The organism is Mycobacterium sp. NGS15, from assembly GCF_059813245.1.
Genome location: NZ_JCALEF010000001.1, coordinates 412,035 through 437,781, shown reverse-complemented (window position 1 = coordinate 437,781; position 25,747 = coordinate 412,035). Strand labels below are relative to the sequence as shown.

23 protein-coding genes and 1 pseudogene are annotated in these 25,747 nt (G+C 63.4%); 9 read left to right on the top strand and 15 right to left on the bottom strand.

Features of this window, described 5'->3' with window-relative positions; translation table 11 throughout:
* Positions 1-74 precede the first annotated feature (74 nt).
* Positions 75-1,793, top strand: a complete 1,719-nt coding sequence (locus tag AC5Y5C_RS02050) for an aldehyde dehydrogenase family protein (protein ID WP_499968569.1) — start codon at positions 75-77, stop codon at positions 1,791-1,793.
* A gap of 5 nt (positions 1,794-1,798) precedes the next feature.
* On the opposite strand, the gene AC5Y5C_RS02045 is transcribed toward AC5Y5C_RS02050, so the two are convergent.
* Complete coding sequence (locus AC5Y5C_RS02045) at positions 1,799-2,245, bottom strand: hypothetical protein (RefSeq protein ID WP_499968567.1); 447 nt, start codon at positions 2,243-2,245, stop codon at positions 1,799-1,801.
* A gap of 100 nt (positions 2,246-2,345) precedes the next feature.
* On the opposite strand from AC5Y5C_RS02045, the gene AC5Y5C_RS02040 reads away from it, so the two are divergent.
* Positions 2,346-2,990: an O-methyltransferase gene (locus tag AC5Y5C_RS02040; protein ID WP_499968565.1), complete on the top strand. Its 645-nt coding sequence runs from the start codon at positions 2,346-2,348 to the stop codon at positions 2,988-2,990.
* Here AC5Y5C_RS02040 and AC5Y5C_RS02035 read toward each other — a convergent pair.
* Positions 2,987-3,526: a TIGR04338 family metallohydrolase gene (locus AC5Y5C_RS02035; RefSeq protein ID WP_499969294.1), complete on the bottom strand. Its 540-nt coding sequence runs from the start codon at positions 3,524-3,526 to the stop codon at positions 2,987-2,989. The two genes, AC5Y5C_RS02040 and AC5Y5C_RS02035, sit on opposite strands and share 4 nt — an antisense overlap.
* Positions 3,523-4,275 carry a DUF2786 domain-containing protein gene (locus tag AC5Y5C_RS02030; protein WP_499968564.1) on the bottom strand — a complete coding sequence of 251 codons (753 nt, stop codon included), beginning with the start codon at positions 4,273-4,275 and terminating at the stop codon, positions 3,523-3,525. Before AC5Y5C_RS02030 ends, AC5Y5C_RS02035 begins: the two co-directional genes overlap by 4 nt.
* Before the next feature lie 138 nt (positions 4,276-4,413).
* On the opposite strand from AC5Y5C_RS02030, the gene AC5Y5C_RS02025 reads away from it, so the two are divergent.
* Complete coding sequence (locus AC5Y5C_RS02025) at positions 4,414-5,673, top strand: oxygenase MpaB family protein (protein WP_499968562.1); 1,260 nt, start codon at positions 4,414-4,416, stop codon at positions 5,671-5,673.
* A gap of 6 nt (positions 5,674-5,679) precedes the next feature.
* Here AC5Y5C_RS02025 and AC5Y5C_RS02020 read toward each other — a convergent pair whose 3' ends face one another.
* Positions 5,680-6,498, bottom strand: a complete 819-nt coding sequence (locus AC5Y5C_RS02020; protein ID WP_499969292.1) for an alpha/beta hydrolase — start codon at positions 6,496-6,498, stop codon at positions 5,680-5,682.
* 156 nt (positions 6,499-6,654) lie between these two features.
* On the opposite strand from AC5Y5C_RS02020, the gene AC5Y5C_RS02015 reads away from it, so the two are divergent.
* Positions 6,655-8,328 (top strand): DUF3556 domain-containing protein, encoded by a 1,674-nt coding sequence (locus AC5Y5C_RS02015; RefSeq protein ID WP_499968560.1) that lies wholly within the window; start codon positions 6,655-6,657, stop codon positions 8,326-8,328.
* 40 nt (positions 8,329-8,368) lie between these two features.
* Complete coding sequence (locus AC5Y5C_RS02010; protein ID WP_499968558.1) at positions 8,369-9,331, top strand: sigma-70 family RNA polymerase sigma factor; 963 nt, start codon at positions 8,369-8,371, stop codon at positions 9,329-9,331.
* A 78-nt stretch (positions 9,332-9,409) separates the two neighbouring features.
* Here AC5Y5C_RS02010 and AC5Y5C_RS02005 read toward each other — a convergent pair whose 3' ends face one another.
* From AC5Y5C_RS02005 to AC5Y5C_RS01985, 5 genes and pseudogenes are all read right to left on the bottom strand, one after another.
* Positions 9,410-10,894, bottom strand: a complete 1,485-nt coding sequence (locus tag AC5Y5C_RS02005) for a M1 family metallopeptidase (protein WP_499968556.1) — start codon at positions 10,892-10,894, stop codon at positions 9,410-9,412.
* A 74-nt stretch (positions 10,895-10,968) separates the two neighbouring features.
* The gene (locus tag AC5Y5C_RS02000) at positions 10,969-11,370 is read right to left on the bottom strand and encodes a VOC family protein (protein WP_499968554.1); all 402 of its coding nucleotides are present in this window, start codon (positions 11,368-11,370) and stop codon (positions 10,969-10,971) included.
* A 70-nt stretch (positions 11,371-11,440) separates the two neighbouring features.
* Positions 11,441-12,136, bottom strand: coding sequence for a hypothetical protein (locus AC5Y5C_RS01995; protein WP_499968552.1), 696 nt, complete (start codon positions 12,134-12,136; stop codon positions 11,441-11,443).
* Complete coding sequence (locus AC5Y5C_RS01990) at positions 12,137-12,748, bottom strand: LemA family protein (RefSeq protein WP_499968550.1); 612 nt, start codon at positions 12,746-12,748, stop codon at positions 12,137-12,139.
* A 10-nt stretch (positions 12,749-12,758) separates the two neighbouring features.
* A pseudogene (locus AC5Y5C_RS01985) lies at positions 12,759-13,424 on the bottom strand (hypothetical protein).
* Positions 13,425-13,557: 133 nt separating this feature from the next.
* On the opposite strand from AC5Y5C_RS01985, the gene AC5Y5C_RS01980 reads away from it, so the two are divergent.
* The 4 genes from AC5Y5C_RS01980 to AC5Y5C_RS01965 all read left to right on the top strand — a co-directional run bounded on the left by AC5Y5C_RS01980 (position 13,558) and on the right by AC5Y5C_RS01965 (position 18,453).
* Positions 13,558-15,114 carry a long-chain-fatty-acid--CoA ligase gene (locus AC5Y5C_RS01980; RefSeq protein ID WP_499968548.1) on the top strand — a complete coding sequence of 519 codons (1,557 nt, stop codon included), beginning with the start codon at positions 13,558-13,560 and terminating at the stop codon, positions 15,112-15,114.
* A gap of 170 nt (positions 15,115-15,284) precedes the next feature.
* Entirely contained in the window at positions 15,285-16,409 is a 1,125-nt protein-coding gene (locus tag AC5Y5C_RS01975; protein WP_499968546.1) for an NDMA-dependent alcohol dehydrogenase, read from the top strand.
* 73 nt (positions 16,410-16,482) lie between these two features.
* Positions 16,483-17,229, top strand: a complete 747-nt coding sequence (locus AC5Y5C_RS01970; RefSeq protein ID WP_499968544.1) for a pirin family protein — start codon at positions 16,483-16,485, stop codon at positions 17,227-17,229.
* Positions 17,230-17,343: 114 nt separating this feature from the next.
* The gene (locus AC5Y5C_RS01965; RefSeq protein ID WP_499968542.1) at positions 17,344-18,453 is read left to right on the top strand and encodes a phosphodiester glycosidase family protein; all 1,110 of its coding nucleotides are present in this window, start codon (positions 17,344-17,346) and stop codon (positions 18,451-18,453) included.
* Between the two features lie 5 nt (positions 18,454-18,458).
* Here the strand turns inward: AC5Y5C_RS01965 and AC5Y5C_RS01960 are convergent, their stop codons facing one another.
* Genes AC5Y5C_RS01960 through AC5Y5C_RS01935 form a run of 6 tightly spaced genes read right to left on the bottom strand, consistent with a single transcriptional unit; the run spans position 18,459 to position 25,661 of the window.
* Positions 18,459-19,712, bottom strand: coding sequence for an MlaD family protein (locus tag AC5Y5C_RS01960; RefSeq protein WP_499968539.1), 1,254 nt, complete (start codon positions 19,710-19,712; stop codon positions 18,459-18,461).
* Entirely contained in the window at positions 19,709-20,917 is a 1,209-nt protein-coding gene (locus AC5Y5C_RS01955) for an MlaD family protein (protein WP_499968537.1), read from the bottom strand. Before AC5Y5C_RS01955 ends, AC5Y5C_RS01960 begins: the two co-directional genes overlap by 4 nt.
* On the bottom strand, positions 20,914-22,047 hold the full coding sequence (locus tag AC5Y5C_RS01950) for an MCE family protein (RefSeq protein WP_499968535.1): 1,134 nt from the start codon (positions 22,045-22,047) through the stop codon (positions 20,914-20,916). The genes AC5Y5C_RS01955 and AC5Y5C_RS01950 overlap by 4 nt, the downstream gene beginning before the upstream one ends.
* Positions 22,044-23,090: an MlaD family protein gene (locus tag AC5Y5C_RS01945; protein WP_499968534.1), complete on the bottom strand. Its 1,047-nt coding sequence runs from the start codon at positions 23,088-23,090 to the stop codon at positions 22,044-22,046. The genes AC5Y5C_RS01950 and AC5Y5C_RS01945 overlap by 4 nt, the downstream gene beginning before the upstream one ends.
* Entirely contained in the window at positions 23,083-24,138 is a 1,056-nt protein-coding gene (locus tag AC5Y5C_RS01940) for an MCE family protein (protein ID WP_499968532.1), read from the bottom strand. The genes AC5Y5C_RS01945 and AC5Y5C_RS01940 overlap by 8 nt, the downstream gene beginning before the upstream one ends.
* A complete protein-coding gene (locus tag AC5Y5C_RS01935; RefSeq protein ID WP_499968530.1) occupies positions 24,135-25,661 on the bottom strand; it encodes an MlaD family protein in 1,527 nt (508 codons plus the stop codon). Before AC5Y5C_RS01935 ends, AC5Y5C_RS01940 begins: the two co-directional genes overlap by 4 nt.
* Between the last annotated feature and the right edge of the window lie 86 nt (positions 25,662-25,747).

Here is a 25,747-nt window from a genome sequence, read left to right as displayed (position 1 = left end):
CACGTACCATGTGACCCACCGAACACATCACCATCCGAACCATCCGACTTCGACTAGAGCGCGAGCTGAATTCCATGACCGACGTGCAGATCGAATCCCCCGTCGACCAGGCCCTGCAGGACTTGACTGAAGGCGAAAAAGCCTGGGCGGAAATCTCTTTGGCAGATCGTTTGCGACTACTGGCGGATACTCGCCAGCGCGTGATCGATAACGCGCAGCAATGGGTGCAGGCCGCGGCATTCGATATTAAGAAGCTCGATCCGGAATCGCCGCTGGTCGGCGAGGAATGGATCTCGGGCCCGTACGCCGTCGCGGGTGCCATCGCCGCCCTGATCGCCAGTCTGGAGCAGCTCCACGCCGGTCACAGCCCCCTACGGGATGCCAAGTTCGGCGTCACCCCCAGTGGGCGTACGACGGTTTCGGTGTTGCCGCTCAACATCTTCGACAGCCTGCTGCTGTCGGGATTCAGTGCCGAGCTATGGTTGCAGCCCGGCGTCGATCAGGCCGAGGCCTTGCGCACCGCGGGCCTGGCGCAACGCGATCCCAGCCACACCCATGGTGTCGGCGCGGTGCTCGGTGCCGGCAATATCACCTCGATCGCGCCCCTGGACACCCTGTATGAACTGTTCGCCCACAACCGTGTGGTGGCGCTGAAGCTCAATCCCATCACCGATCCACTGCTTCCGGTGTTCACTCAGGTGCTGCAGCCCTTTATTGCGATCGGCGCGGTGCGGATTCTCACCGGTGGAGCCGATGTCGGTACCTACCTGGTGCACCACCAGCTGGTCGATCACGTTCACATGACCGGCAGCTCGGTCACCCACGACGCGATCGTGTTCGGCACCGGTGACGAGGGCGCGCGCCGGAAAGCTGCGCAGGCGCCCATATTGGACAAGGCCATCACCAGCGAGCTCGGCGGCGTCTCGCCGACCATCGTGGTGCCCGGCGAGTGGAGCGCTTCCGACATCGAATTCCAGACCCGCCACATCGCCACCCAGCGGTTGCATAACAACGGCTACAACTGCATCGCGTCGCAGGTCGTGGTGCTCTCCAAGGCGTGGCCACAGCGTGACGAGTTCCTTGCCGCGCTGCGTAAGGCCGTCGAGGAGGCACCGCCCCGACCTGCCTACTACCCCGGTTCAGACGACCGGGTGGCCGGCGCACAACAGTCCTACCCGGACGCCGAGCGCCTCGGCCAGAACGGCGCGCGTGTGCTCGTCGTCGACCCCGAAGATCGCACGGCTCTGCTGCGTACCGAGTACTTCGGGCCGGTCCTCGGCGTGATCGACCTTGATATCGCCCATGACCCGGACGGAACTCAGTTCGTGCAGGAGGCAGCCAGGGTCGCCAACGACGAATTCGTCGGAACCCTCGGCGTGAACGTCATCGCGCATCCCGACACCATCAAGGCGCTGGGGTCGGATTTCGACGCCCTGGTCGAAAATCTGCGGTACGGAACCGTGGCCGTCAACGCGTGGACCGGCGTCGGTTACCTAACCCCCGGCGCCACCTGGGGCGCATTCCCCGGTCACGTACTCAATGACGTGCAGAGCGGAATCGGCGTCGTGCACAACGGCTTCCTGGTCGAGAAGCCGGAACGCACCGTGGTGCGCGGTCCGTTCCGGCCGTTCCCGCGATCTTTTGCGCATGGAGAGTGGGCGCTGTCCCCGAAGCCGCCGTGGTTCGTGAGCAACGCCACCGCGGCGGGCACCGGCGAACTGCTGGTCGACTTCGCCAGCAAGCCCAGCCTGCTGAAAGTGCCGAAGATCTTCATCTCTGCGCTACGCGGCTAGAGGATTTACGACGGCCACCTGATGGTGGTCGTCGGGGTGAATATCCGTGTGGGACTAACGCGCGGGAACGTGGGCGCGGGAAATCGCCGCGGTGCAGGCGGGCGGGGCGACATGTACGTGAAAATGTCGATGAAGTACATGATTCCGCCGATAAGTGCGGACAGACCGCACACCAGCAGGATCAGATCCCACGGATCGAATGTCGCTGTGCCCGAATCCGCGGTCATGTACACGTACACCACCCGGATAAACATAATGATCAGCGAGATTCCGCCGATCACGGCGAAAATCGAGAAACACGTGTAGACGAGGGCCATGTGGTGGGAGCCGCCCGCGTAGGCGACGGCGTTGCCCCAACGACTGGCCATAAGTGCGCCCAATCCCAGTATCGCGGGGACACCAACCCCCACGACGATCTTCCCGAGCACATCGCGATAGTCGACAAGCGCCATTACCGACTCCTTCGGCCGCGATGACAGCGGGTTAGGTGTTAATACCACGAGGCTCGCGCCCGCGACTCAAAATCCAGGAAACGGGCGTACCCTCACGGAAGTGACTCTCTCCCAATCAGTGTGGACCGACACCGACGACTACCTGGAGCGCACCGTCGCCACCGACGCTGCCGAGCTGGACCACGTCCGCCGGGCGCAGCAGGAAGGCGGCCTGCCCGATATCGCGGTATCGGCCGCTCAGGGCAAGTTCCTGTACTTGTTGGCCACGATTGCCAAGGCCAGCCGGGTGCTGGAGGTCGGCACCCTGGGTGGGTACAGCACCGCATGGCTCGCCAAAGCGGTCGGCCCCGACGGCTCCGTGGTGACGCTGGAGTTCGAGCCCAAACATGCTTCCGTCGCGCAGGCCAGTCTGGAGCGCGCCGGACTCGCCGAACGTGTGGAGGTCCTGGTAGGCCCGGCTCTCGACTCGCTGCCCTCGGTCGAGGGACCGTTCGATCTGGTGTTCATCGATGCCGACAAATCCAACAACCCGGGCTATCTCGATTGGGCGTTGCGGCTCACACAGCCCGGGGCAGTCATCGTGGTGGACAACGTGATTCGCTGGATCTCGGAAGAAGGCCCGAACGCCGAAGGAACCCGCCAGGCCCTGGAGCGGCTGGGTTCTGATCCACGTCTGGATGCCACCGCGCTCCAGACAGTGGGCGTCAAGGGCTGGGACGGCCTGGCGATCGCCGTCGTGCGCTAGCACACACCTTCGCGGGCGTAGACGGTGCGCAGGACGAACTCCACCTCCGGCCCCATGGCCAGCCCTGCCAGCTCGGGATAGAGCGTGACAAACTCGTGCCCGTGCGCCGGGCCCTCCTGCGGGCACAGGTGGTGCGCCAACTCGTGCAGAATCACCAGTTCCCGCATGGCCCAAGCGCTCCCGTTGCGATCATCGGGAACGGCGATCGCCGCCCGATCTCCGTCGCGCTCGTAATGCGCCGCTGTCCCGCCGCGACGGGCACGCACCGTGACGGGTCCGGCGGGCCATCGACTCGCCACGAGGGCCAGCACGTCATCGACATAACGCTGCACCGATTCGACCGACGCGAAGCGTGCCTCGGGCGGGAGAGTCAGCCGGGTGCCGAAGAAGTCGATATCTCGCTGACTGTGACTCGCCGCCCGCTCAAACATGGTGCGCACGAACTCCTCGGCCGCGTATACCTTGGCGCGCTGAGAATCGCGTGGATGCCGCGCTCGCGCGACGACATCCGACTGTGGCCGCGGCTGATCGCTCAGTTCTGCTCCAATGCGCCACGAGCGCCAGCCAATTCGGGACTATTGCCAAGCTTGGCCCGCCGTCCCGCACGATCACCCGCGCGCCGGGCGTGCGAGGAGTAACCGGCCTGTGCGCTCACCGCACGCCATCGCCCACGCGCCGTCGAGGTGCCCTTGTAAAAATCGCGCAGCTCGATGTCCTTGTCGCGCAGCACCAGTTCGGTGCCCGTGCCGCGCTTCTCGGTCTTCACCGCCTCGGCGCGCGCCTCCTGACGGGCGTCGGCAAGCCGCTGCCCCACTCGGGTGCCGAAGGCCAGCTGGAAGTTCAGGCGGGCGGTGATGGTCGGCGTGGGCCGATGCGCGCCGGAACCAATGTACGTATCCGAGGCCCTGACCATCTGGACCACCAGGCTGGCGTAGAGCGCGTGGACGGCGTCGATGTCCTCGGCGAAGCCGTACGCATACACATACGTCGAGTTGGACGCGACATCGCAGGTGACGTCGTTGGCGCCGGCAATCAACGCGAACAGGTTGACATAGGTCCGCAGGCCGCGGGTGCCCGCCTCGCCGATGGTGATGGTGCGCTGGATGGGCCGCGACTGGGCGTCTCGTTTGGCCGAGTGCGCACGGGCGACCGCCAGGTCGATCGAGGTCGCGGTGGCCAGTCGCTGGGCCGCCGCCATGAAGGCCTCGGCCTCGTGCGCGTTGTCGGTGCCCTCGGCCTGACGGAGCAGAGCGGCGATCCGCGAGAGCTGCTTGTCCTCTGTCACGAAGGCCAGGTTAGGCGAGCCCGGCGACATACTGCGGCAGCAAGCACCACACCCAGTTCTGACAACCATGGTTGTCAAGCTCTTCGGGTTGTGTTTCGATAGCCGCACATGAGAATTCCGGGAGACGGTGGAGGCCGCGTGACCCTTCAGGAAAACGCCGTACTACCTGCGGCATACGCGGAGAATCTCGCAAACCCGGCACCCGCGCACACGGGAGTGCGCAACGCCCTGCGCCGCTGGACGGGGTTTGACCTCACCCCATCGGACGAGGTGGTGCGCCAATACAGGGCAGGCCTGTGGATAACCGATCCGGTCGCCGAACGCTTCGTCGAAGCGGTCTACTACGGGGAGATCGGCCCGGAGCGCGGCCGGGCGCTCCTTGACCGCGCTCTCAGTGAGGGAATCGACGCCGTCGACGACGCACCCGAATCGATGCGCGCGTTGTTCGCCGAGTTCGACACCCTGCCACCCTGGGCCGATCCGGAGCTCATCGAGGCCGGGGCCGCGGTATGGCGACGGTGGGGTTATGACATGGGCTCCATTGCCAATGCCGGCACCATGGACACCTACACCGAGGGCTGGCTGGCAACTCCGCTCTCCCTGGCGGGCGGCTATGCGGGCCAAGGCGCGATGCATCGCCACCTCGAGACCAGCAGGTGGTGGCTGGAGTGCGCACGGCCCGGTGCCGCCCTGGACCGGTATTCGGTTGCCCGGCACATCACCATGAAGATCCGCGTCATGCACGTCTCAGTGCGCCGCGGCGTACGCCAACATCCCGAATGGCGTCGCGAGCAGTGGGGTGAGCCGATCAGCCAATCGGAGATGCTGCTGACACTCATCGCCGGCAGTGTGGCGCCCGGGCTCGGACTGTGGGCCGTTGGTTATCTCACCACACGATCGGAAATGATTGCGGCCCTGCATTTTTGTCGTTATCTGGGTTATCTGCTCGGGGTCCGGTGTGACGACATCTACCCCGAGACGGTCGCCGACGCGGTACGGATTCTGTATCACTTCGACGCCACCCGCGCCTATGACGGCGGGGACGCCTCACGTGAGCTCGTGGAGTCGTTCGTCCCCTCGTTCACGCCAAGCCCCGGCTCATCACCGGCCAATCGCCTCCGGGGACTGTTCCACCTGCAACTGCAGGCTGGATTCACACGACTGTTCATGCTGCCGTGGAACCGCAAGCTCTATCGGATCCCCACCGGCTGGCTCGGCACCGCGGCACTAGTCGCACGTGCCCCCTTTATCGCCGCGATAGAACTCGCCCGCCACGCTGTCCCCGCGGTGGACCGCCGCTGGCAGGACGGCAAGATGCGGCGCTGGGAACACTGGATCGACTGGCAATCTGGTGCACACACCCACGACTTCAGCGATCTGTCGGCCATGCGTAGATAGCGGCCGTCAGAGGCGCGCGTCGATCCAGGACACCACCTCGTCGAGCACGAGTTCCTTGTCGAACTCGTTGAAGATCTCGTGGTAGAGGCCATCCCAGATCTTCAGCGTGGCATCGGGCGCCGCTTCGGAGAGCCACACGCTGCCTTCGGGCGCCGTCAGATGATCGTCGCTGCCGTGCATCGTCAGCACCGGACGCTTCAGATCGGCGGCGCGCTGGCGCATCGTCTTTCCCACGCCTAACAGCGCCCGGCCGATCCCCGCGGGCACCCGGCCGTGATGGACCAACGGGTCCGCGTTGTACGCGGCGATGATCGCGGGGTCATGAGAGATCGCGTTGACATCGAGCTTCTGCACCGGCAGCCCGGGCATCAACCGTCCCACCACCGGGGCCACCAGCGTCAACACAAACGGCAATCCCACCTGGGCGGCGATCGCGGGCCCGGAAAGCACCATCAGGTCATAGCGGTCCTGGTGGTCCACCCCGTAGGCGAAGACAATCCCACCGCCCATGCTGTGTCCCAGCACGATCCGCTTCAGATCAGGGTGCTCGCGTGCCGCGATGTCCACCAGGGTGCCGAAGTCGTCGGTGTACTCCGAGATGTCCCTGACGTACACACGCTTGCCACCGGAACGGCCGTGTCCGCGGTGATCCAGGGCGTACACCGCATACCCGGCGTCGTTGAATCGCTGTGCGACATGGTCGTACCGACGCGCATGCTCGCCGAAACCGTGCGAGAGCACGACGACGGCACGCGGCGTTCCCACCGGCGTCCAGGTGTCGTAGACGATCCGCACGTTATCGGCGCCGTCGAAGGCTCGCTGCACCCGGGCCGATGCTCTTCCCCGGCGCTCATCGCTAGATCCACTCACCCCGGAAACTCTACGGAATCTCGGAGCAGGCGAGTACCGGCCAACATCCGACAATCCCCTAATCGCTCCGCTCTTGCCCGCCGGACCTAGAACACGTTCTAGTGTGGGCGCATGGGATTCCTCAAGCCCACACTGCCCGTCGTCGATATTGCCGAATGGAGCAAGGGCACCCGCGCCGAGAAGATACGTCCGATGGCCCGGCACTGGGCGGAGGTGGGCTTCGGCACACCGGTCGCCTTGCACCTCTTCTACGTAGTGAAGATCGGGCTGTACATCCTGAGCGGGTGGCTGTTCGCCGTGGTGTCGACGGGTGTATCGGACTGGTCCGCGCCCATCGTCTTCCAGAAGGTGGTGCTCTACACCATGCTGTTCGAGGTCGTCGGCCTCGGCTGTGGTTTCGGACCGCTCAACAACAGGTTCTTTCCGCCCTTGGGTTCAATCTTGTACTGGTTGCGTCCCAACACCATTCGCTTGCCACCCTGGCCCCGCATCCCACTCACCCAGGGATCCGCACGCACCCCGATCGATATCGCCCTCTATGCGGCGCTGCTGGTGACCCTGCTGGTCGCACTGTTCTCCCAGCCTGCCGCGACGGGTCTGCTCCCCACCTGGCTGGTCGCCACCATCCTCGGGTTGCTGGCCGTCGCCGGCCTACGCGACAAGGTGATCTTCCTGGCCGCCCGCGGCGAGGTGTACGGCGCTCTCACCGTGACGTTCCTCTTCGCCGGGGCCGACATGATCGTCGCCGCCAAGCTCATCTTCATCGTCATCTGGATGGGTGCGGCGACGTCAAAGCTCAACCACCACTTCCCCTTTGTCATCTCGACGATGATGTCCAACAACCCACTCATCCGCGCCAAACGGCTCAAGCGGGCGTTCTTCGAGAAGTTCCCCGACGACCTACGCCCCGGGCCGCTCTCCCGCTCTGTCGCGCACCTGAGCACGGCCATCGAGATGCTGGTGCCGATCGCACTGTTCTTCAGCCATGGCGGCTGGGTCACCACCATCGCAGCCATCGTCATGGTCTGTTTCCATCTGGGCATCCTGACCGCCATCCCGATGGGTGTACCGCTGGAATGGAATGTGTTCATGATTTTCGGTGTGCTGTCGCTGTTCGTCGCGCACGCGAATGCCGGCCTCGAAGACATCGAGCGCCCCGTGCCCGTGCTCCTTCTGTTCGCCGTCAGCGCCGGTGTGGTTGTCGCCGGAAACCTGTTGCCCCGCAAGATCTCCTTCCTGCCGGGCATGCGGTACTACGCCGGAAACTGGGACACCACGCTGTGGTGCATCAAGCCGTCCGCCAGCGCGAAAATCGACAAGGGCATCGTCGCGATCGCGAGCATGCCGCAAGCGCAGATGGAGCGCTTCTACGGCACCGAACAGGCTCCCCTGCTCATGTACGTCGGCTATGCGTTCCGCGCCATGAATACCCACGGTCGGGCCATGTTCACGCTCGCGCACCGCGCCATGGCGGGACAGGACGAAGATGAGTACGTCATCACCGACGGCGAACGGATCTGTAGCACCGCCATCGGCTGGAACTTCGGCGACGGGCACATGCACAACGAGCAGCTGATCGCCGCAATGCAGGAACGCTGCCGGTTCGAACCCGGCGAGGTACGCATCGTGCTGCTCGATGCCCAGCCCATCCATCGTCAGACCCAGCAATACCGTCTCGTGGACGCTGCCACAGGCGAGTTCGAAAGCGGCTACGTCCGAGTGGCCGATATGGTCAGCCGCCAGCCCTGGGACGACGAGCTGCCCGTGCACGTCAACACCCGCTAACCACCTGACAGGTGTCGGTGGACGGGACTATCCTCGCGCCGTGACGGCACAAGCCATCGAGGATGAATTTCTTTCGCACACCGAACAATATCGGCGTGAGATTCTGGCCCATTGCTACCGGATGACGGGATCCATCCACGATGCCGAAGACCTGGTGCAGGAGACCTACCTGCGCGGATGGAAAGCGTACGACCGGTTCGAGGGCAAGTCGTCGGTGCGCACCTGGCTGTACCGGATCGCGACCAACACCTGTCTGACAGCCCTGGAGGGCAAGCAGCGCCGGCCACTGCCGACCGGGCTGGGAGCCCCCAGCGCCGACCCGCTCGACGAGTTGGACGAACGCGCCGAGATCCCATGGCTGGAGCCGCTGCCCGACGGCGCCACCGACCCCGCCAGCATCGTGGGATCCCGGGAATCGGTGCGCCTGGCGTTTGTCGCCGCCTTACAACACCTACCCGCCAAGCAGCGCGCCGTGCTGGTGCTGCGCGAGGTGCTGCAGTGGAAGGCCCAGGAGGTCGCCGAGGCCATCGGCTCCACCACCGCCGCGGTGAACAGCCTGCTGCAGCGCGCCCGCGCACAGCTGCAGGAGGTGTCTCCGCAAGAAGACAGCCTGCTGGAACCTCAGGACCCGATGCTGCGGGAACAGCTCCGTCAGTACATCGACGCTTTCGAGCGCTACGACGTCGATGCCATCGCGAAAATGTTTACCACCGAGGCGATTTGGGAGATGCCCCCGTTCACCGGTTGGTACCAGGGCGGACAGAGCATCGCCACACTCATCAAGGAGCAGTGCCCGGCCGAGCATGCCGGCGATATGCGCCTCATCGAGACGTCCGCCAATGGTCAGCCGGCGATCGGCCTCTACATGCGCGAGGGCGACGGCGTGCACCGCCCGTTCCAGATGCACGTCTTGGACGTCACCCAAGACGGCGTGGCCCATGTCGTCTGCTTCTTCGATATCTCCCTGTTCGAGAAGTTCGGTCTGCCAACAGAACTCCCGTAACCGAATGTCGAAACCCAGGTTGTGGCGGGTTCGTCTCGCATATTCGCGCCACAACCTCGGTCTCGGCGACTGGACGGCCTACCGCGGCGCAAGACTCCCCGGGAACAGGTACTGGTCCGAGGGCCGGGTCACGCTGTGGAACCAGGCGGTGAAGAATCCCGACAAGTCCTTGCCGGCGACCTTCTGCACATACGCCTCGAACTGCGGCCAGGTGGCGTTACCCCACTTGTGCACGGACGGCCATGACCGCAGGATCTCCAGGAACGCTTTGTCCCCGATGGTGCGTCGCAGGGCGTGCAGCGCTAACGGACCCTTGCCGTACACACCCAGCGGATTGAAGACCTCACCGGCGCTGCATTCGGCGCCACCCGGGCACATGTCGTAGAGCAGGTTCCCCCAGACCTTGTCCTCATCCCAGATCTTTTCCACGGTCTTGCGGTAGCGCTCGTCGATGGACTTGCCTTCCTTTTCCTCCGACCACATCCAGGGCAGATAGGAGGCGAAGCACTCGTTGAGACAGATATCGCGCCACTGCTCGACCGACACCACATCGCCGTACCACTCATGGGTGTTTTCGTGCACGATCGTCGAGAGGCGGTCTGGCTCTTCGGTGTCGCGACTGAAGGTGTAGTACGGACGGGTCTGAGTTTCCAAAGCGCTAAAGGCGATGTCCTCGCGGATCGGGTCGGCGAAGATGCCTCCGGCCGCCACGTGCGGGTACTTCCCGAGCTTGGATTCCAGGAACGTGAGTATCTCCGGCAGGCGCGCCTCGGAATCCCCCGAACCGGCATCGGGCGCAAACGCGCTCACCACAGGGGTGCCGCTGGGCAACGTGGACCGGAAGACCGAGAAGTGATCCACGGCAAACGGAACGAGATACATGGCAACGGGATTCGGCTCATTCCAGGTGGTGGTGGTCCAGCCGCCCGACTCGGTGGCCTTGCCTTCCCGGCCGCCTGCCACGGCGGTCCATGAGGACGGAACGGTCGCCGTGAGCTTGAACGGGGCCTTGTTCACCGGGGTGTTGTTCGACGGGTACCAGTTCTCGGCTCCGTCGGGCTCGCCGCCCTTGGCGTACCCGCCGCTGGTGCTGCGAACCCAGCCGGGCAGCGCGCCAAGATCACGTTCCTGCGCCTCCTGCTGCTCATTGAACGCGTAGGTGATCGTGGCGGTGAAGGAGCTTCCGCCCCGAATGCCCTTTTCCGGGGTGACGGTCATTTCGTGCTCACCGCTGAATTCGGTAGCGGCCGGCCGGCCGTCCACGGACGCCGTCACCGTTCCCAGATCCGAGAAGTCCAGGCTGAAGCTGGACAGGTTCTGGGTGGCGGCAGCCCGGATCACCATCGTGCCGTTCACATCGGTGCTCTCTGGGTCGAACCGCAGTGTCAGGTCGTACTGGGTCACGCGATAGCCGCCGTTGCCATCTTGCGGAAAGTAACTGTCAATGCCGTTGGGCGATCCGGGCGTAAAGGTATCGGTCGCGTATGCGGGCGCCGCGGCGACGCCACCACCGACCATAAGCACCGCGACAGCGGCAGGGATCCCGAAAATCCTGTGTGTCATGTGAGCCTTACGTAGAGCGGGCCCCTGTGACCCTAAAGAGCGACTCTACGTAAGGCGGCACAGATCGTGCGTAGCTACTGCAGGTGTGCCGGGTCCATCCAGCTGACCTCCCACGCATGTCCGTCCAGGTCGCGAAATGAGCGTCCGTACATGAAGCCCAGCTCCTGTGCCGGCATCCAATCCACCCCGCCCGCGGCAAGCGCCGCATCGGTCAGCTCGTCCACCCCTTCCCGGCTATCAGCCGAAACGCAGAGCAGTACTTCGCGATTCTTTGACGTGTCGGCGATGTCATCGGCGATGAAACCGCGGAAGCGGTCCTCCTCCAGCATCATCACCCAGCTCTGCTCGTTGATCGCCATACAGAGGGTGTTCTCGTCACAGAATTGGTCGTTGAAGGAGAAGCCCAGGTGATCGAAGAACTTGCGGCTTGCCGCGGCATTGGCGACGGGAATATTGACGAACAGCATGCGGGACATCGGGGCTCCTACCGGCAGAACGGTGGCGTTTCCACCGTTCACCGATACCGACTGTTCCCGCGTTCGAAACTCATCGACGCTCCCAGGCGTACGGCGGCACCTCAGCAAGGACGTCGATCAGATAGCGGGCGTGCGGCTCCACCCATTCTGGTTTCAGCACTCCACCGCGCCAGGTGAAGAGGTTGGAGTTGTCGAATCGCAGCGGCAGCACAAATCGCCTGTCGGTGAGCATGCGGTGCATCGTGGTGGGGTTCAGAACGTCGTAGGCGAACCGATCATTGGTGGTGCGGACTTGGAAACGACTGTTGAAATCCTCCGATTCGAGCTTGAGGTCTCCCAAACCCACCACGTCGAACAGTGTGGAGAACGGCCCCTCGGGTGTCACCAACAGCATGTTCGGCGATGGCGGCGTACGGATGCACGTCACCATCACGCAGTGGACGGTTTCGGAGTTGTCGGAGGAGTCGCCCGTACGGAACGTGTAGGTGAATGACACGAATGCCACACCGTCCAGCACACCGCGGATCACATCCGTCGCTAATCGACCGTGCCCCATGCCAAATGGCGCGCGCGGCGAAAGCCCGACCAGGCCGGGCTCACTTTCGACGAAACTCCACCCTCGACCGGCGGCAAACGACCACAGCAACGCCGAGCGCCGCTGGCGGTTTCGCCGAGCCGTTCTGAACAGCCAGACGCCCAGCAGTGCCAGTCCACCGAAAGCCGCCACCACCGCGCACAGGCTCAGCAGGCCGAACAGCGTGCTCATCTACTGCTGCGGTGGCGGATTCAGGCGGTCGAAGGCTCCACGGATGTTCGGCACCGCCCGCGCCGCCGGATCGTCCAAATCGAAGTATTCGGCCTCGGTGAACCCAAACCACTTCGCGACCAGGTTCGACGGCACCGTCTGCACCTTCGTGTTGAGCGCACGCACGTTGCCGTTATAGAACCGGCGGCCCGCGGCGATGCGGTCTTCGGTGTTGGCAAGTTCGCCCTGCAGCGCTACGAAGTTCTGAATCGACTGCAGCTGTGGGTAGCTCTCGGCGATGGCGAAGAACCTCCCCAGCGCTCCGGAGAGCTGCTGCTCGGCCTGAGCCTGCGCCGAGACGCCCTGATGCGTGGCAGCCGCGTCGCGGGCAAGGTTGCGCGCTGCAGTCACCTGCTGCAGCGTACCCCGCTCGAACTGCGCTGCCGCGCTAGCAGTTTCGATGAGGTTGGGAATGAGGTCATGACGCCGCTGCAGTTCTACGTCAATCTGTTTCCATGCCTCCTGGACCAGATTGCGGATTCTGATGAATCCGTTGTACGTGGTCAGGAGCCAGAGTCCGACTATCAGCGCGAAGAACACCGCGACGATGATCACGATCAGAAGTGGGGTCATTTTCCTTCTCCTAGTGTTGTTCCCACGCATACTCCGGGACGGGTTCGACGGTATCGATCAGGTATTGCACCTCTCTGGCGATCCTCTGCTCGTCGAGCTTGCCGCGACGCCAGGTCAGCAGTCTCCCGTTCTCGAATCACAAAGGCTGCGAATACCTTTGGTCGGTCAACATCCGTTCCATGGTCCGCGGATTGATCACGTCGTAGGCAAACCGCTCCGGATTGGCCTTGACATTGAACCGCTTGTTGAACTCGTCGGATTCGAACTCCAGATCCGTAAACCCCACGGCACGAGCCAGTCCCGCGAGTACACCCTCGGGCTTGATCTCCAGACGATACGGCGACGGTGGCGTGACGATGCAGGTCACCATGTAGTAATAGGTCTCAGTGGTTCGATCGTCACCTGAACCGGTGGTCACCTTGTAGAAGTACTCAAAGGACACGAACTCGCGCCCGTTGATGCTTCCGTTGAAGGCGTCCCGAGTGGTGCGGCTGTGCCCCTGGCCGAAAGGCTCATCGTGAGACAACGCCAGCAGGCTCTGATCATCGGCGGTGTACGTCCAATCATGCGCCCGGGCCCAGGCGGTGAGGATGGCGATTCGCTTCTTACGCATCCGGGACGAGAGGAACCATACCCCCGCGAAGACCAGCACGAAGAGAGCAACACCCGACACCATCAGCAGACTCTCAGACACAATTCCCCCCTTTGTCACCCGTTGCCCCTCGGTGCATCGTACCCGGACACTGGAGATTGCCTGTTAGCTCGATGAATCCCACACCCGAGACAGTTCCGGACGGCAGGATTGGAATATGCAATTCACCCAGTGGCTGCACCGCGCCCTGCAGCAGGACCCGAACCGCCCCATCACGATCTACCAGGGCCGGGAACGCACCGTGGAGCAGTTCGCGGACCGTGTCGCCCGGTTGGCCGGGGCGCTTCGAGCTGTCGGCGTCCAGCCGGGCGACCGAGTCGGCATGCTCTCGCTGAACTCCGACCGCTACGTCGAATACCTCACCGCGGTGCCGTGGTTGGGGGCTGCGCTGAACGCCGTCAACATCCGCTGGAGCCTTGCCGAGATCGGCTACTCCCTACGTGAGTCCGGAACCCGCGTGTTACTCGTGGACGACGCATTCAAGGCCGCCTCCGCACCGCTACGCGCGGCATGTTCATGCCTGGACACCGTCATTTACTGCGGCGACGGTCCGACACCCGAAGATATGCTGGGGTACGAGGACCTCCTTGCCACACACGAGCCCGCCGCGGACGCCCGCACCGGCGGCCCCAGTTTGCTGGGCGTCTTCTACACCGGCGGAACTACGGGAAATCCCAAGGGCGTCATGCTGTCTCATGACAATGTGCTGACCTCGGCCATGGGGTCGCTGTCCACCGGAAACTTCCTCACCCGCGACGGCCGGTTGCTGCACTCGGCGCCGATGTTCCACATGGCCGACTTCAGTGCCGTCCTGGCGGGGAATCTATCGGGTTCCACGCACGTGATCATCCCGTCATTCACTCCGCAGGGGGTGCTGGATGCCATCGTCGGACACGACGTTCAGGACATGCTGTTGGTGCCCACCATGATTCAGATGCTGGTCGATCATCCAGCGGCTGCACAGCTCGACCTCAGCGGTATCCGCGGAATCATCTATGGCGCCTCCGTCATCTCCGAGGCGGTACTGCAGCGCGCCAAACATGTGTTCCCCAACGCACGGTTCACCCAGGCCTACGGCATGACCGAAGTGTCTCCCGTGGCGACGCTGCTGCTTCCCGACGATCATGACGATCCCGCACTGCTGCGGTCGGCAGGCCGCGCGGCCCCGCATTGCGAGGTGATGATCGTCGACTCCAGCGGTGACACCGACAACGAAGTCCCGCGCGGCGAGATCGGCGAAGTGGTCGTCAAGGGCGACAACGTCATGCTCGGCTACTGGGAGCTGCCCGACGAGTCGGCGGCCGCCGCGCGGAACGGGTGGATGCACACCGGCGACGCCGGGCGGATGGACGAACGTGGGTATGTCTACATCGTCGACCGCATCAAGGACATGGTGGTGACCGGCGGCGAGAACGTCTATTCGGCCGAGGTGGAGAACGCGCTGGCCAAGCATCCGGCGGTGGCGGCGTGCGCGGTGATCGGAGTCCCCGACGAACGATGGGGTGAGCGCGTGCACGCCGTCGTCGTCACACAGACGCAATCCGAGTGCCGCGGCGAGGACCTCCAAGAGCACTGCCGCGAGCACATCGCCAACTACAAGGTGCCGCGCAGCTTCGAGTTCGTGGACGAGCTCCCGTTGTCGGGTGCGGGCAAGATCCTCAAGCGCGTGCTCCGCCAGAAGTACTGGGATAGCCACGACGCGGGGGTCTCCTGACTAGGCCCGCTTAACACAAGACCTCATCATCGTGCATAGGTAGTCGTCAGAGGCACTCTTGTGCCGTTGACCACGCACTTTTAGAACGCGTTTCACTTTTCCCGTAAAGCCGCTATCCTCGTCCACGAGAGTGATCTGGTTCACGTGTATTTGGAAGGACTAGCCAGTCAATGAAGACAAAAGGCGCGCTGATTCGCGAGCACAACAAGCCGATCGTCGTCGAAGAGATCACCTTCGGTGATCCGGCCGAGGGCGAAGTTCAGGTCCAATTGCACGCGGCCGGCATGTGCCACTCCGACTACCACGTGCTGACCGGCGCCACCCCGATGGAGCTGCCGGTACTCCCCGGCCACGAGGGCGCGGGCGTCGTCACCAAGGTGGGCAAGGGCGTCACCTCCGTCCAGGAGGGCGACCACGTCATCTTCGCGTTCATCCCGGCCTGCGGTAAGTGTCAGCCCTGTCTGCGCGGCTACCGATCGCTATGCGACCGGGGCGCAATCCTGCTGAGCGGCAAGGCTATTGCCGACGGCACCAACCGCATCCACGCGGGCGATACCCCCGTCTCCGCGATGAACCTGCTCGGCACCTTCTCGCCGTACGCGGTGGTGCACGAAGACTCCGTGGTCAAGATCGACGACGACGTGCCCTTCGAGTCGGCTGCGCTGCTCGGCTGCGCCGTGCCCACCGGCTTCGGCTCGTCTACCAACATCGCCGAGGTCAAGCCCGGTGAAGACGTCATCATCGTCGGTATCGGCGGTATCGGCATGAGCGCCCTGCAGGGTGCCGTCGTCTCCGGCGCCCGGCGGGTCATCGCAATCGATCCGGTGCCGTGGAAGCGCGAACAGGCCCTCAAGTTCGGTGCCACCCATGCGTTCCCGACGATGGCCGAGGCACTGCTGCCCATCATGGACCTGACCTGGGGCATCATGGCACAGAAGACCATCATCACCGTGGGTGAGATGCGCGGCGAGATGATCGAAGAGGCCATGCTGCTGACCGCCAAGACCGGAACCTGCGTGGTGACGGGCATGGGCGCGATGGTCGACGTGGACGTCAAGTTCAATCTGTTCCTCTTCACGATGTTGCAGAAGACCTTGAAGGGCAACATCTTTGGTGGCGGGACCACCCATACCGAGACCCCGCGTCTGGTCGGCCTGTACAAGCAGGGCCTGCTCAAGATCGACGAGATGGTCACCAGCACATACAGCCTGGAGCAGATCAACGACGGCTATCAGGACATGCTCGACGGCAAGAATATCCGCGGCGTCATCAAGTACACCCAAGCCGACTGGTAAGCCGGAACTTTCACCGACAGTAACGCCACGCAGACGATTCCCTCGATTCTCTGCGTGGCGTTACTGTCGGTATATGGCTATCGACGTCCGGCGTGCCAGCGAGCGGCTCGCGACCAAGATCTCGTGGCTGGATTCCAAGCACTCTTTTTCCTTCGGGGAGCACTACGACCCACACAACACCCATCACGGACTGCTGCTGGTCAATAACGACGACATCGTGCTGCCCGGTGCCGGGTTCGAGACGCATCCTCATCGAGATATGGAGATCGTCACTTGGGTGCTCCGGGGATCGCTGGTGCATCAGGATTCCGAGGGCAACGCCGGAGTAATATATCCCGGTCTGGCACAACGAATGTCGGCAGGCTCCGGCATCCTGCACTCGGAGAAGAACGACTCCTGGCGGCTGTCCGGCGAGCGTCACTCCGACCCGGTGCGATTTGTCCAGATGTGGGTGACGCCCGATGACTCGGGGATTGATCCCGGGTATCAACAGCAGGAGATCGACGACGAACTACTCAACGGCGGGCTGGTGACCGTTGCCTCTGGGATGCCACGGCACCGGGATCAGACGGCGATCACCATCGCCCAGAAGAACGCTGCGTTGCACGCGGCGCGCATCCCCGCCGGGGACAGCGTCGAGCTTCCGGCGGCGCCGTTCGTACATCTCTTCGTCGCTCGCGGCGCCGTGGCCCTCGAGGGGGCCGGCGAGCTCATCGAGGGGGACGCCGTGCGGCTCACCGACACCGGCGCGGCGCGGGTCACCGCGACGACCGACGCCGAAATACTCGTATGGGAGATGCACACCCGCTTGGGTGGTTAGCGCACCCGTCGCGACGCTGCCGACGTCCGATCGATCCCCACTTGTTACCCAAGTTGACTGTGTTGCTGCTGTGATTATCGTTGACTATTCAAGATCGTCACAGGAGGGACCGCCGTGGGCGTTTCACGCTTTTCGCGTCTGCCGCGAGCAGGTTCCGGACGTCGCCTGATCACCGCAGCCTTCGGCATGATGCTGATGGCGGCACTGCCCATTCCCACCCACAACACCGCCCGGGCCGAGGCTGCCCACGATGCGGTGCTCGCGGCCATCGCCAACACCAAGGGCACCTTCCTGGTCTACAACTTCGGCGGCGGCAACCCGGCCCCCTTCCGTAACGCCGCGGGCAACGAGTACACGCTGGACAATGGCGGCCACCTCATGGTCATCAAGAGCGCCTCGTCGCGACTGCGCGCAAACCTCTTGGTGGACACCCATTCCGGCTATCAGTCCCGGTGCGAACGCGATGCACGCGCCCGTACGGCCGAGGGCCTGTGGCAGGCCTCCGAAACATACAAGCCGATGGCGGCCTGGGTGACCATGGGCAAGCCCACGTTCATCATCAACGCCAATTTCTTCGACGTCCGGGGCCAGCAGGGCGGCAACTGGAAGAGCACTGGATGCACCTCGCCGCTGGGCGCGTATGTCGATACCGCCAACGGCAGTGCCGACTACAACAAGCAGGTCACCGGAACGCGAGTGTACGCGGGCAAGCAGGCACTCTCCGGGGGCGATGAAGTCTGGACGGCGTTGGCCACCATGGTCTTTTCCCCAGGATCAGCACCGGAGGTCATCGCCTCCGTAGGGCCCAAGGACTACGGGTACGCCACGGCTCCCCTAGAAGGCTTGATGGACAAGGGAGTTCAGTTCGTCGCGGTAAGCGGGTTGAAGCTCTTGCTTCCAGGATTCACCGAGCAGCTGAATGACCCGGGCCCCGCTGCCGCCCGTACCGCGCTTGGCTACAAGTCGGCCACCGACGAACTTATGGTCTTCCAGGGCGGCAGCTACACCCCCGACAACCTCCAGGACCTCTACCGCGGACTGGGAGTCGACAAGGCCATCGCCCTTGACGGGGGCAGCTCCTCGGCCATCGTGCTGCGCCGCGATGCCGGCGGCATGTGGGCGGGATACGGCTCCCCCAAAGGCAATTGCGATACCACCTACACCCTGTGCGATGCCGCGGGCGGTGTCGGCCGGGCACTGCCCAGCTGGCTGGGATTCAGCTAGCCGGTCTACTTCGGTGGCTCGATCGGAAGCGTCGGTCCGCCGTACGGCGTGGGAATGGTGAAGCGTCCCTTCGGAGTCGGGTCGGCTACCTTACCCAAATCGGCTCCCTTGGGGGGACCGGCGGTATCGTCATCGGCCGGTCTCGGCGCATTCTTGGCTCCGCGCACCAGCACCGCAGGGTCGTCATCTCGGCAGTAGCCCGCATACAGGAAAGGTTCGGGGTAATCGGCGGCCGATACCGCAGTACGCGGATATCCATAATCACAGGTGTAGCGCGGATAGATATCGGCGGTGGCCCAAACACCATGGTCATAAAAGGTATTGCCCACCGCCTCGATCACCGATCCGCGATACGCGGGGAACAGCGCGTTGAGCGCCGGAACGCGAACGTAGGACAGCTGCGCCACGGTGGTGAGGTTTCCCAGCAGCTGCGCCATGTTGTCGGAGTTGTCGGCGAACACGGCGTCGGTGGTGGCCAACGGCCCCGGCACCCTGTCGATCAGCGTGCGAAAGCCGCCATCCATTCGGGCCACGCCGTTCAGGGACCGATTCAGGCCCTGTGTGGTGGTGGCGAGGCCGTTGTTCATCTCCGCGAATGAGGACAACGTCACACGGCTCTTCTTGAGAATGCTGACCGTCTCCGGAAGAACGGAATCCAGGGTCGACAGTAGGAATACGCCGCCATCGATGATATCGGTCATCTTGCGCGGCGCCTCGCGCGAGAGATGGAGTTCCTTCTTGATGATCTCCAATTTCTGCGTATCCGCCTGTGCAAGAGCACCATCGGCATTGGCAAGCAGCTTCGACAGCGATACCGGAACCGTCGCCTGACCGCGGGCGATCACACTGCCATTGTCCAGGTACGGACCGGTGGTCGTCAGCGGCGCGAAGTCGACGTACTGCTCGCCTGCCGGAGAAAGACCGGACACTCGTACCGGACTCCCCACCGGAATTTTCACGTCGGATTCGATATGAATCACCGCGACCGGTCCACGAGGCGATGGCGTCACCGAGTCCACCCGGCCAATCCGCATGCCGCGCAGCGCCACATCCTGGTTGGGGATCAAACCACCGGACTCCGGCAGCTCGATCGACACCTCATAGGTCGAGGCAAATGCCCTAGCGCGTAACGCGCCCACCGTGAGATAGGTGCACGCCACCACCAGGGTGGCCAGAAGGGCGAAGCCTGACAACCACATGCGGTTGCGGTGCCCCATCTTCACGGCGTCCACCGCGGTGTTGGCCAATACGGTGATCATCGCGGCGGCCCCTGGGGTACGGGCACAGCGCCCGGTACCGGTTCGATGACCCCGGGCTCGGTCGGACTCGGACGCACCGGGATTGCCGGAGCGTCAGGTCCTTTACCCACGACACGCTCCTGCAGGCGCCACAGGGTGTATTTGAACGATCCGACCAATTTGGCCCAGTCATAGCGCTTCGGGCCATGCAGCCCCGGATCGCCCTGGTAGCCGATATCGGGTATCGAGCCCAGCACCAGTCTGTCGATCGATACCCGGGCTGCGAATGCCGAGCCCGCCATGATCTTGATGATGGGAGGCATCAGCCGATTGAGCGCGGCAAGGCTGGTATCGGGACTGACCGCGATGTCATTGAATGAACCGGCCAGGGTGTTGAAATCGGCGATGACGCTGCGGCCGCTGGTGTCGGTACCCGCGATCGAGGGGAACTTGGAGAGCTGCTTGGTCACCGCACCTACCTGGTCGGCCAGATCCGCGATATGAGATGCATTGGCAGACAGGGTGTCCGTAGCCGGCGCGGCGGCGGCCAATAGCTCCGAGAGCGTTTCGTGCCGCGTATTCATTTCCGCCGCAAGCTGTGCAGTGTCCCGCAGCGCGGAATCCAGCTGGCCGGACCGGGAGTTGAGTGTGCCCAGTAGCCGGTTCGACTTTCCGAGCAGATCGCCGAAAGCCGCGCCGTTGGGCCCGGTGGCGCGGCCAAGGCCGTTGACGGTGCCGGTGAGATTGCGTACCGCACCACCGTTGACGATGATGGCCGCCGAACTCAGCACCGCCTCCACCGTCGCAGCGGCAGTGGTCGAATCCAGACCAATCGTGTCCCCGTCGCGCAGGAGGGGCGCGTTGGATTCTGCGGGGCGCGGCGGTTTCAGCGCGACGAAGACGTCGCCCAGCGGCGTCGCGGTGCGCAGCTCCACGGTGGTCCCCTTAGGAATCTCCACATCTGAACGGATCCGCATCGTGACCACCGCGGTGTAGTTGGTGGTGCTCATGGAGTCGACCTCGCCGACGTCGGCGCCGCCCAGTTTCACCTTGGCGCGCGACGGCAGGTTCAGAATGTTGGTGAACACTGCTGTCAGGCCATAAGTCCCACCCGTCAGGCCCGGAGCCGGAAGGGGAAGGCTGGCAAGACCATTAGTGCCGCAGCCGCTCGTCAGCAGCACAGCAAGAACCACCACGGGCGCCGCGGACCTTTGCCATCTGTTCATTTCTGTCCCATCGCCGCGAGACCATCGAGGACATACGTCAATCCGAAATCGGGTCCGTAGTCCTGCAAGGTGCCTGTGCTGCATCCCAGTTGGCGCAGACCCATGAGATTGCAGATCTCCTTGGCGGCCTGGGTGTCGAACAACAACCTGTCCGCCGGCACATGGGCGCGCACTACGTTGTTAATCGGGTCGACGATGTTGTAGACGTTATCCGCCATCAGCGGAAGCAGGTCGAACCCTTCCGACAACTCTCGCCGGTTGTCGTATACCGCCTGTGCAATTTGGTTGGAGTTACCGACCGATTGCTTAATGGCATCGCGATTCTGCTCTAGCAGCGAACCGGCTTGCAGCAGAATATTATTCAGCTGTTTACCGGTGGTGCCCGATCCCAGCTGCTCCTGATCAAGCACTTGGGATAGCTGTCGCACCTGGGAGGAGAACTCCCGGATGTTCTGGTCATTACGTGCCGCAGCGTCGAAGAGCGAACTGAGACGGGTAATGATCTTGGTCAGCTGATCGCGAGTCATCGCACCGCCGTCGGCGCTCAGCCGGAGTGCCTTGGACAACTCGTCCAGAGAGGCCCTCATCAACTCACCGTTTCCCGACAGCGCATTGGCGCTGTTGTTTACGACATCCGCCAGTGGCCCGCCACCCTTACCGTCGCCCTTCATCGCCTTGGAGAGCCGGTCGATCATGGCCAGCACCCGATCAAACTCCACCGGTGTCTTCGTACGGTCCAGCCCGATGACGTCCCCGTTCTTGAGCGTCGGCCCCCCGCGATAAACGGGTGTCAGTTCGATGTGACGGTCGGTGAGAATCGAGGTCGACACCGTGACGGCCTTGGCGTCGGCCGGCACCTTGATCTTCGAATCGACAGTGAACTCAACTTCCATATAGGTACCACGCGACGTAATCTTCGTGACCTTGCCGATCGGCATACCGAGCACCGATATCTTGTTGTCGGGGTACAGGCCTGATACCGACTCGAACTGGGCCGTGATGGTGAGCCTGTTGCTCCGCTCCCGTAGATAAGTCCACCCGACGGCGACCACCACGACAGCGACCACTACCGCTAGTGCCCCTGCGATCCAGACGATTCTCCGCGTCCGCGCGCTTATCGGCGTGCTCATTGGCAGTCCTTGAAGTACGGGATCATATTGAACTGCTTGGCCCGTCCACTGATCGCGCACATCCACGAATCCACCGCGAGGCCACCAGGTGCGCTCAGCTCGAGCGCGTTTCCGTAACCCGTGAGATTGGTGAAGTTTCGGGCCGCGACGGCCGTCACCTGCAAGATGCTCCGGAACAAGTCATCATGGCCGCCGATCAAATTGCTGAAGGTCTTCACATCGGCGATGAGCGCATCGACCGCGCGCCTGTCCTTGACCACAACCTTGCTCAGGAAGTTCGTCAGCTCGGTCACCGCACGCATCATGGAGTGGAAACTCGCTTGCCGAGACACGAACTCGCCGAGCAGATCACGGCCCTGAATGATCAGTTTGCCGATATCGCCCTGTTGCCGGTAGAGGGTGCCCGACACCAACTCGGTGCTGGCCAGCAGCGTGCCTATCTGATCTCGGCGATGCGATATCACCGACGAGAGCGTCTGAATGTTCTCCATGGCCTGCGGCAGTACGGCGGGCAAGCCCTCGAGCTGTTTACCCAGTATCGCCACCGACTCCGCGATCTTGTCCGCGTCTACCTGTTCGAAAGTGGACGTCGCATCCTGGAGCGTGGCCTGTAGGTCGTACGGAACGTCGGTGTGCGCAAGATCGATTCGACGGTCGGGCAGGACACCCTCACCGCCGTTGCGCAACTCCACGTACTGATTGCCGAGAATCGTGGTGATCTTGATCGACGCTTTGGCGTCCTTACGCAAAGTGATGTCGTCACGGACCCGCATGCCGACCTCGATGTGGTCGCCCGCCAGCTCGACACTCGTGACGTTACCCACCGGGACCCCCGCATACGACACATTGGCCCCCGGCTGCAGCGACGCCGCCTGTAAGAACTCCCCGGTGTAGTGGCTGTAACCGATGCCGATCGCCTTCACCAGCAGCATCGCCCCCACCAGCGAACCGATCACCGCGAGCGCTATCGCACCCAACCAGATCTTGTTATACGTCTCGACAGGGCGTCGCGAAATACGTTGCCACACTGTAGGTTTATCCATCTGCCAGGTTCCTGCATTTCGGAGTGTATTGGGCCTTGTTACCGGGGGTGGCGGCATTCACGATGATCGGAACGACATCGTTGAGTCCGGGGAAGAACCCGGTGATGTTGAGATCGCAGACGTATCCGTTGATGAACGCGCCCTCTTGGGTGGTTCGCGCGACGCCCTTCAGAAGCAGCGGCAGATTGGCACCGGTAAAGGCAAGTTGGGGTTCGACGGCGTTCAGGTGACTAACGAATCCAGGCTCCCGGTACAGCATTTGGTTGAGCTGCGGATACACCGCGTCCGAGATTTTCGACAACCGCCGCACCGCGAAACCCGTCGAACCGATCGAATCCACCAATGCCGCACGCCGGCCATCGAGAATCGCCACCATCTCACGCGTATGCGTTAACACGCTATCAAGATTTTTATTTTGTCCGGCAAGGGTTTTCGTCAGGCCATTGAGATTGGTGATCACATCGTCGAGAACCTGGTCCCGGCCCGCGAACGTCTCGGTGAGTTGCGATGTCTGCTCCACCAGCCCGACGATCGATCCGCTATCTCCCTGCAGGGACTTGACGACACCATCGGTCAGGTTGTCGACCTGTGTGGGATCGAGGACACTGAAAAGGGGTTCGAATCCGTGTAGCAGCATGCCGATGTCGAAGGACGGCTCCGTCTGCTCCACCGGAATCACGCTGCCCGGCTTGAGCCGATCTGTGCCGCCCGTCTTGCCCAGGGACAGGCCCAGGTAACGCTGGCCAACGATGTTCTGGTACGTGATCGTCGCAATCGTGTTGCCGTACAACGGTTGCTCGGTCTGTACCCGGAACTCCACCTTTGCCAAGTCGCCGTCGATCGCAACCGATTCGACGCGACCGACCCGAACGCCCGCCACGCGCACGTCATCCCCGTCGCGCAACCCGGTGACGTCGGTGAACATCGCGGCATAACCGTAGGTCGATCCCGCGACCTCGCGGCGCAAGGTGGCGTACACCAGCCACGTCATCGCCACCGCGATCACCATGAACACCGACAGCCCAATCAATGGTCCACGAAATTTCATCGCGGACTCCCCGATCGGACCTGTTGGGCAACAACGGGTTTAGTACCGCGTGCGACCGGCCCCAACAGCAGCTGGGTCGACGAGGTCGGCGTACTGCCGGTGATCATGCCCAGTTGCTCGCGTTCGGTCGTGCTACCGATGGGCCCGACCGCGCCGCCGAATGACGCCGGCGCGGTAGCGGCGGGGGCACCGGGCAGCGGCGGCGGTTCGGCGTCATCAGGGTCAGCGGTGCCGGGAACACGCGGCGACGGATTGGGCTGCCACCACGGCAACGGGGGATTGGGGTCCTGCAAGTTCGGGGACGGATTGTGCAGCGGCGGCCCGGTGACGACCAGATTCCCATCCGGCCCAACCTCGGTTCCCGGCGGCGGGGCCAGATCGGGCGGTGGCTTGAAGTTCTGCGGCAGCAGCACTTCGGGGAGGTCAGGGCGCACCACTAGCTCGGGTGCGGTGAAGCAGCTCGGGCCCTTCAGCTCCCCGTATCGCGGGCAGTCGGCACGGGTGTACATCGTCGACGGCGTGAAGGAGAGATTTCCCCGAATGTTGACGACGTCCCTTTCCGGATCCCACACTTCACTGAAGAACTTGTCGGAGAACACCTTCAGTCGTGCCGCAATTGGCAGGAAGTGCACGGAGTTCTGGGCGAGCACACCGACTACCGGCGTCAGCTTGGTGGTGATGTCGATCATCCGGTCGGTCTGGTTGTCCAATGACTGCCGGACGGTACCGGTGGTGTGTAGTCCGGCGTTGAGCAGAGTCTGTAATTGGTCCCGCTTGTCGGCCAGCGTCTGCATGGGCTTGACCGCCTGATGCAGCGCATCGACGAGCTCCGGAGCGGTCGTCTGCAGCCCCTTGGTCGCATCGAGGAGCGCAGACAGGGTCGACGGGCCTGTGTCCGTTGCGACAATGTCGTTGAGCTGGTCAATGATCCGGGTCAGTTGGCCTGCCGCATTCAGCAGAGTCGCACGCCGGCCCTCCGTCGCCGCAGCGATGACGGCGAAGATACCCACGGAATCGTCATCGCGGCCACGCCCGTTGGCCAGAAGAATGTCGCGCAGCTTGCTGATGGTCGTCTGGAACAGCACAGTCGGGAGCTCGGTGTCCTCGCCGATAACGGTTCCATTGGTGATCGCCGCACCGGGACCGTGGTCCACCAGTTCCACCGAGGAGACCGCGAAGACGTTACTGGGGACCACCCGGGCGGTGACCGACCGTGGAATCGTAGGCGCCAGGTCGGGTTTCAGATCGATGTGCACGACATTGGGCCTACCGCGCTGCGAGGGGGTCAGATCATTGACCGAACCCACGAGTACGCCCTGGAATTTGACGTCCGACTTCGCGGGAAGACCGTCTCCTACGTTCGTGAGTTCCGCCACCACACGCACGTAGTTGTTGAACCGGCCGGTCGACTTGATGACCAAGGCGGTGCCTATCAGGGCGGCCACCAGGGCGATCGCCACGCCACACAGGAGGAGCTGGCGGTCCGAGGGACCGCGGCCGTCGGTCTCAAAGGAGTTCGGCACACAGACCTCCTTGGGCATCTGGACACACGTCGGCGCGGCGCCACCACGTCCGAGACATCATCAAGTCCCTTTCGTCAGCAAACGTG

What these genes read in the sequence shown, in the direction of transcription:
- AC5Y5C_RS02050 (WP_499968569.1), top strand. Translation starts at nt 75, where the DNA reads ATGACCGACGTGCAGATCGAATCCCCCGTCGACCAGGCCCTGCAGGAC.
- AC5Y5C_RS02045 (WP_499968567.1), bottom strand. Translation starts at nt 2,245, where the DNA reads ATGGCGCTTGTCGACTATCGCGATGTGCTCGGGAAGATCGTCGTGGGG.
- AC5Y5C_RS02015 (WP_499968560.1), top strand. Translation starts at nt 6,655, where the DNA reads ATGGGATTCCTCAAGCCCACACTGCCCGTCGTCGATATTGCCGAATGG.
- AC5Y5C_RS02005 (WP_499968556.1), bottom strand. Translation starts at nt 10,894, where the DNA reads ATGACACACAGGATTTTCGGGATCCCTGCCGCTGTCGCGGTGCTTATG.
- AC5Y5C_RS02000 (WP_499968554.1), bottom strand. Translation starts at nt 11,370, where the DNA reads ATGTCCCGCATGCTGTTCGTCAATATTCCCGTCGCCAATGCCGCGGCA.
- AC5Y5C_RS01995 (WP_499968552.1), bottom strand. Translation starts at nt 12,136, where the DNA reads ATGAGCACGCTGTTCGGCCTGCTGAGCCTGTGCGCGGTGGTGGCGGCT.
- AC5Y5C_RS01990 (WP_499968550.1), bottom strand. Translation starts at nt 12,748, where the DNA reads ATGACCCCACTTCTGATCGTGATCATCGTCGCGGTGTTCTTCGCGCTG.
- AC5Y5C_RS01980 (WP_499968548.1), top strand. Translation starts at nt 13,558, where the DNA reads ATGCAATTCACCCAGTGGCTGCACCGCGCCCTGCAGCAGGACCCGAAC.
- AC5Y5C_RS01975 (WP_499968546.1), top strand. Translation starts at nt 15,285, where the DNA reads ATGAAGACAAAAGGCGCGCTGATTCGCGAGCACAACAAGCCGATCGTC.
- AC5Y5C_RS01970 (WP_499968544.1), top strand. Translation starts at nt 16,483, where the DNA reads ATGGCTATCGACGTCCGGCGTGCCAGCGAGCGGCTCGCGACCAAGATC.
- AC5Y5C_RS01960 (WP_499968539.1), bottom strand. Translation starts at nt 19,712, where the DNA reads ATGATCACCGTATTGGCCAACACCGCGGTGGACGCCGTGAAGATGGGG.
- AC5Y5C_RS01955 (WP_499968537.1), bottom strand. Translation starts at nt 20,917, where the DNA reads ATGAACAGATGGCAAAGGTCCGCGGCGCCCGTGGTGGTTCTTGCTGTG.
- AC5Y5C_RS01950 (WP_499968535.1), bottom strand. Translation starts at nt 22,047, where the DNA reads ATGAGCACGCCGATAAGCGCGCGGACGCGGAGAATCGTCTGGATCGCA.
- AC5Y5C_RS01945 (WP_499968534.1), bottom strand. Translation starts at nt 23,090, where the DNA reads ATGGATAAACCTACAGTGTGGCAACGTATTTCGCGACGCCCTGTCGAG.
- AC5Y5C_RS01940 (WP_499968532.1), bottom strand. Translation starts at nt 24,138, where the DNA reads ATGAAATTTCGTGGACCATTGATTGGGCTGTCGGTGTTCATGGTGATC.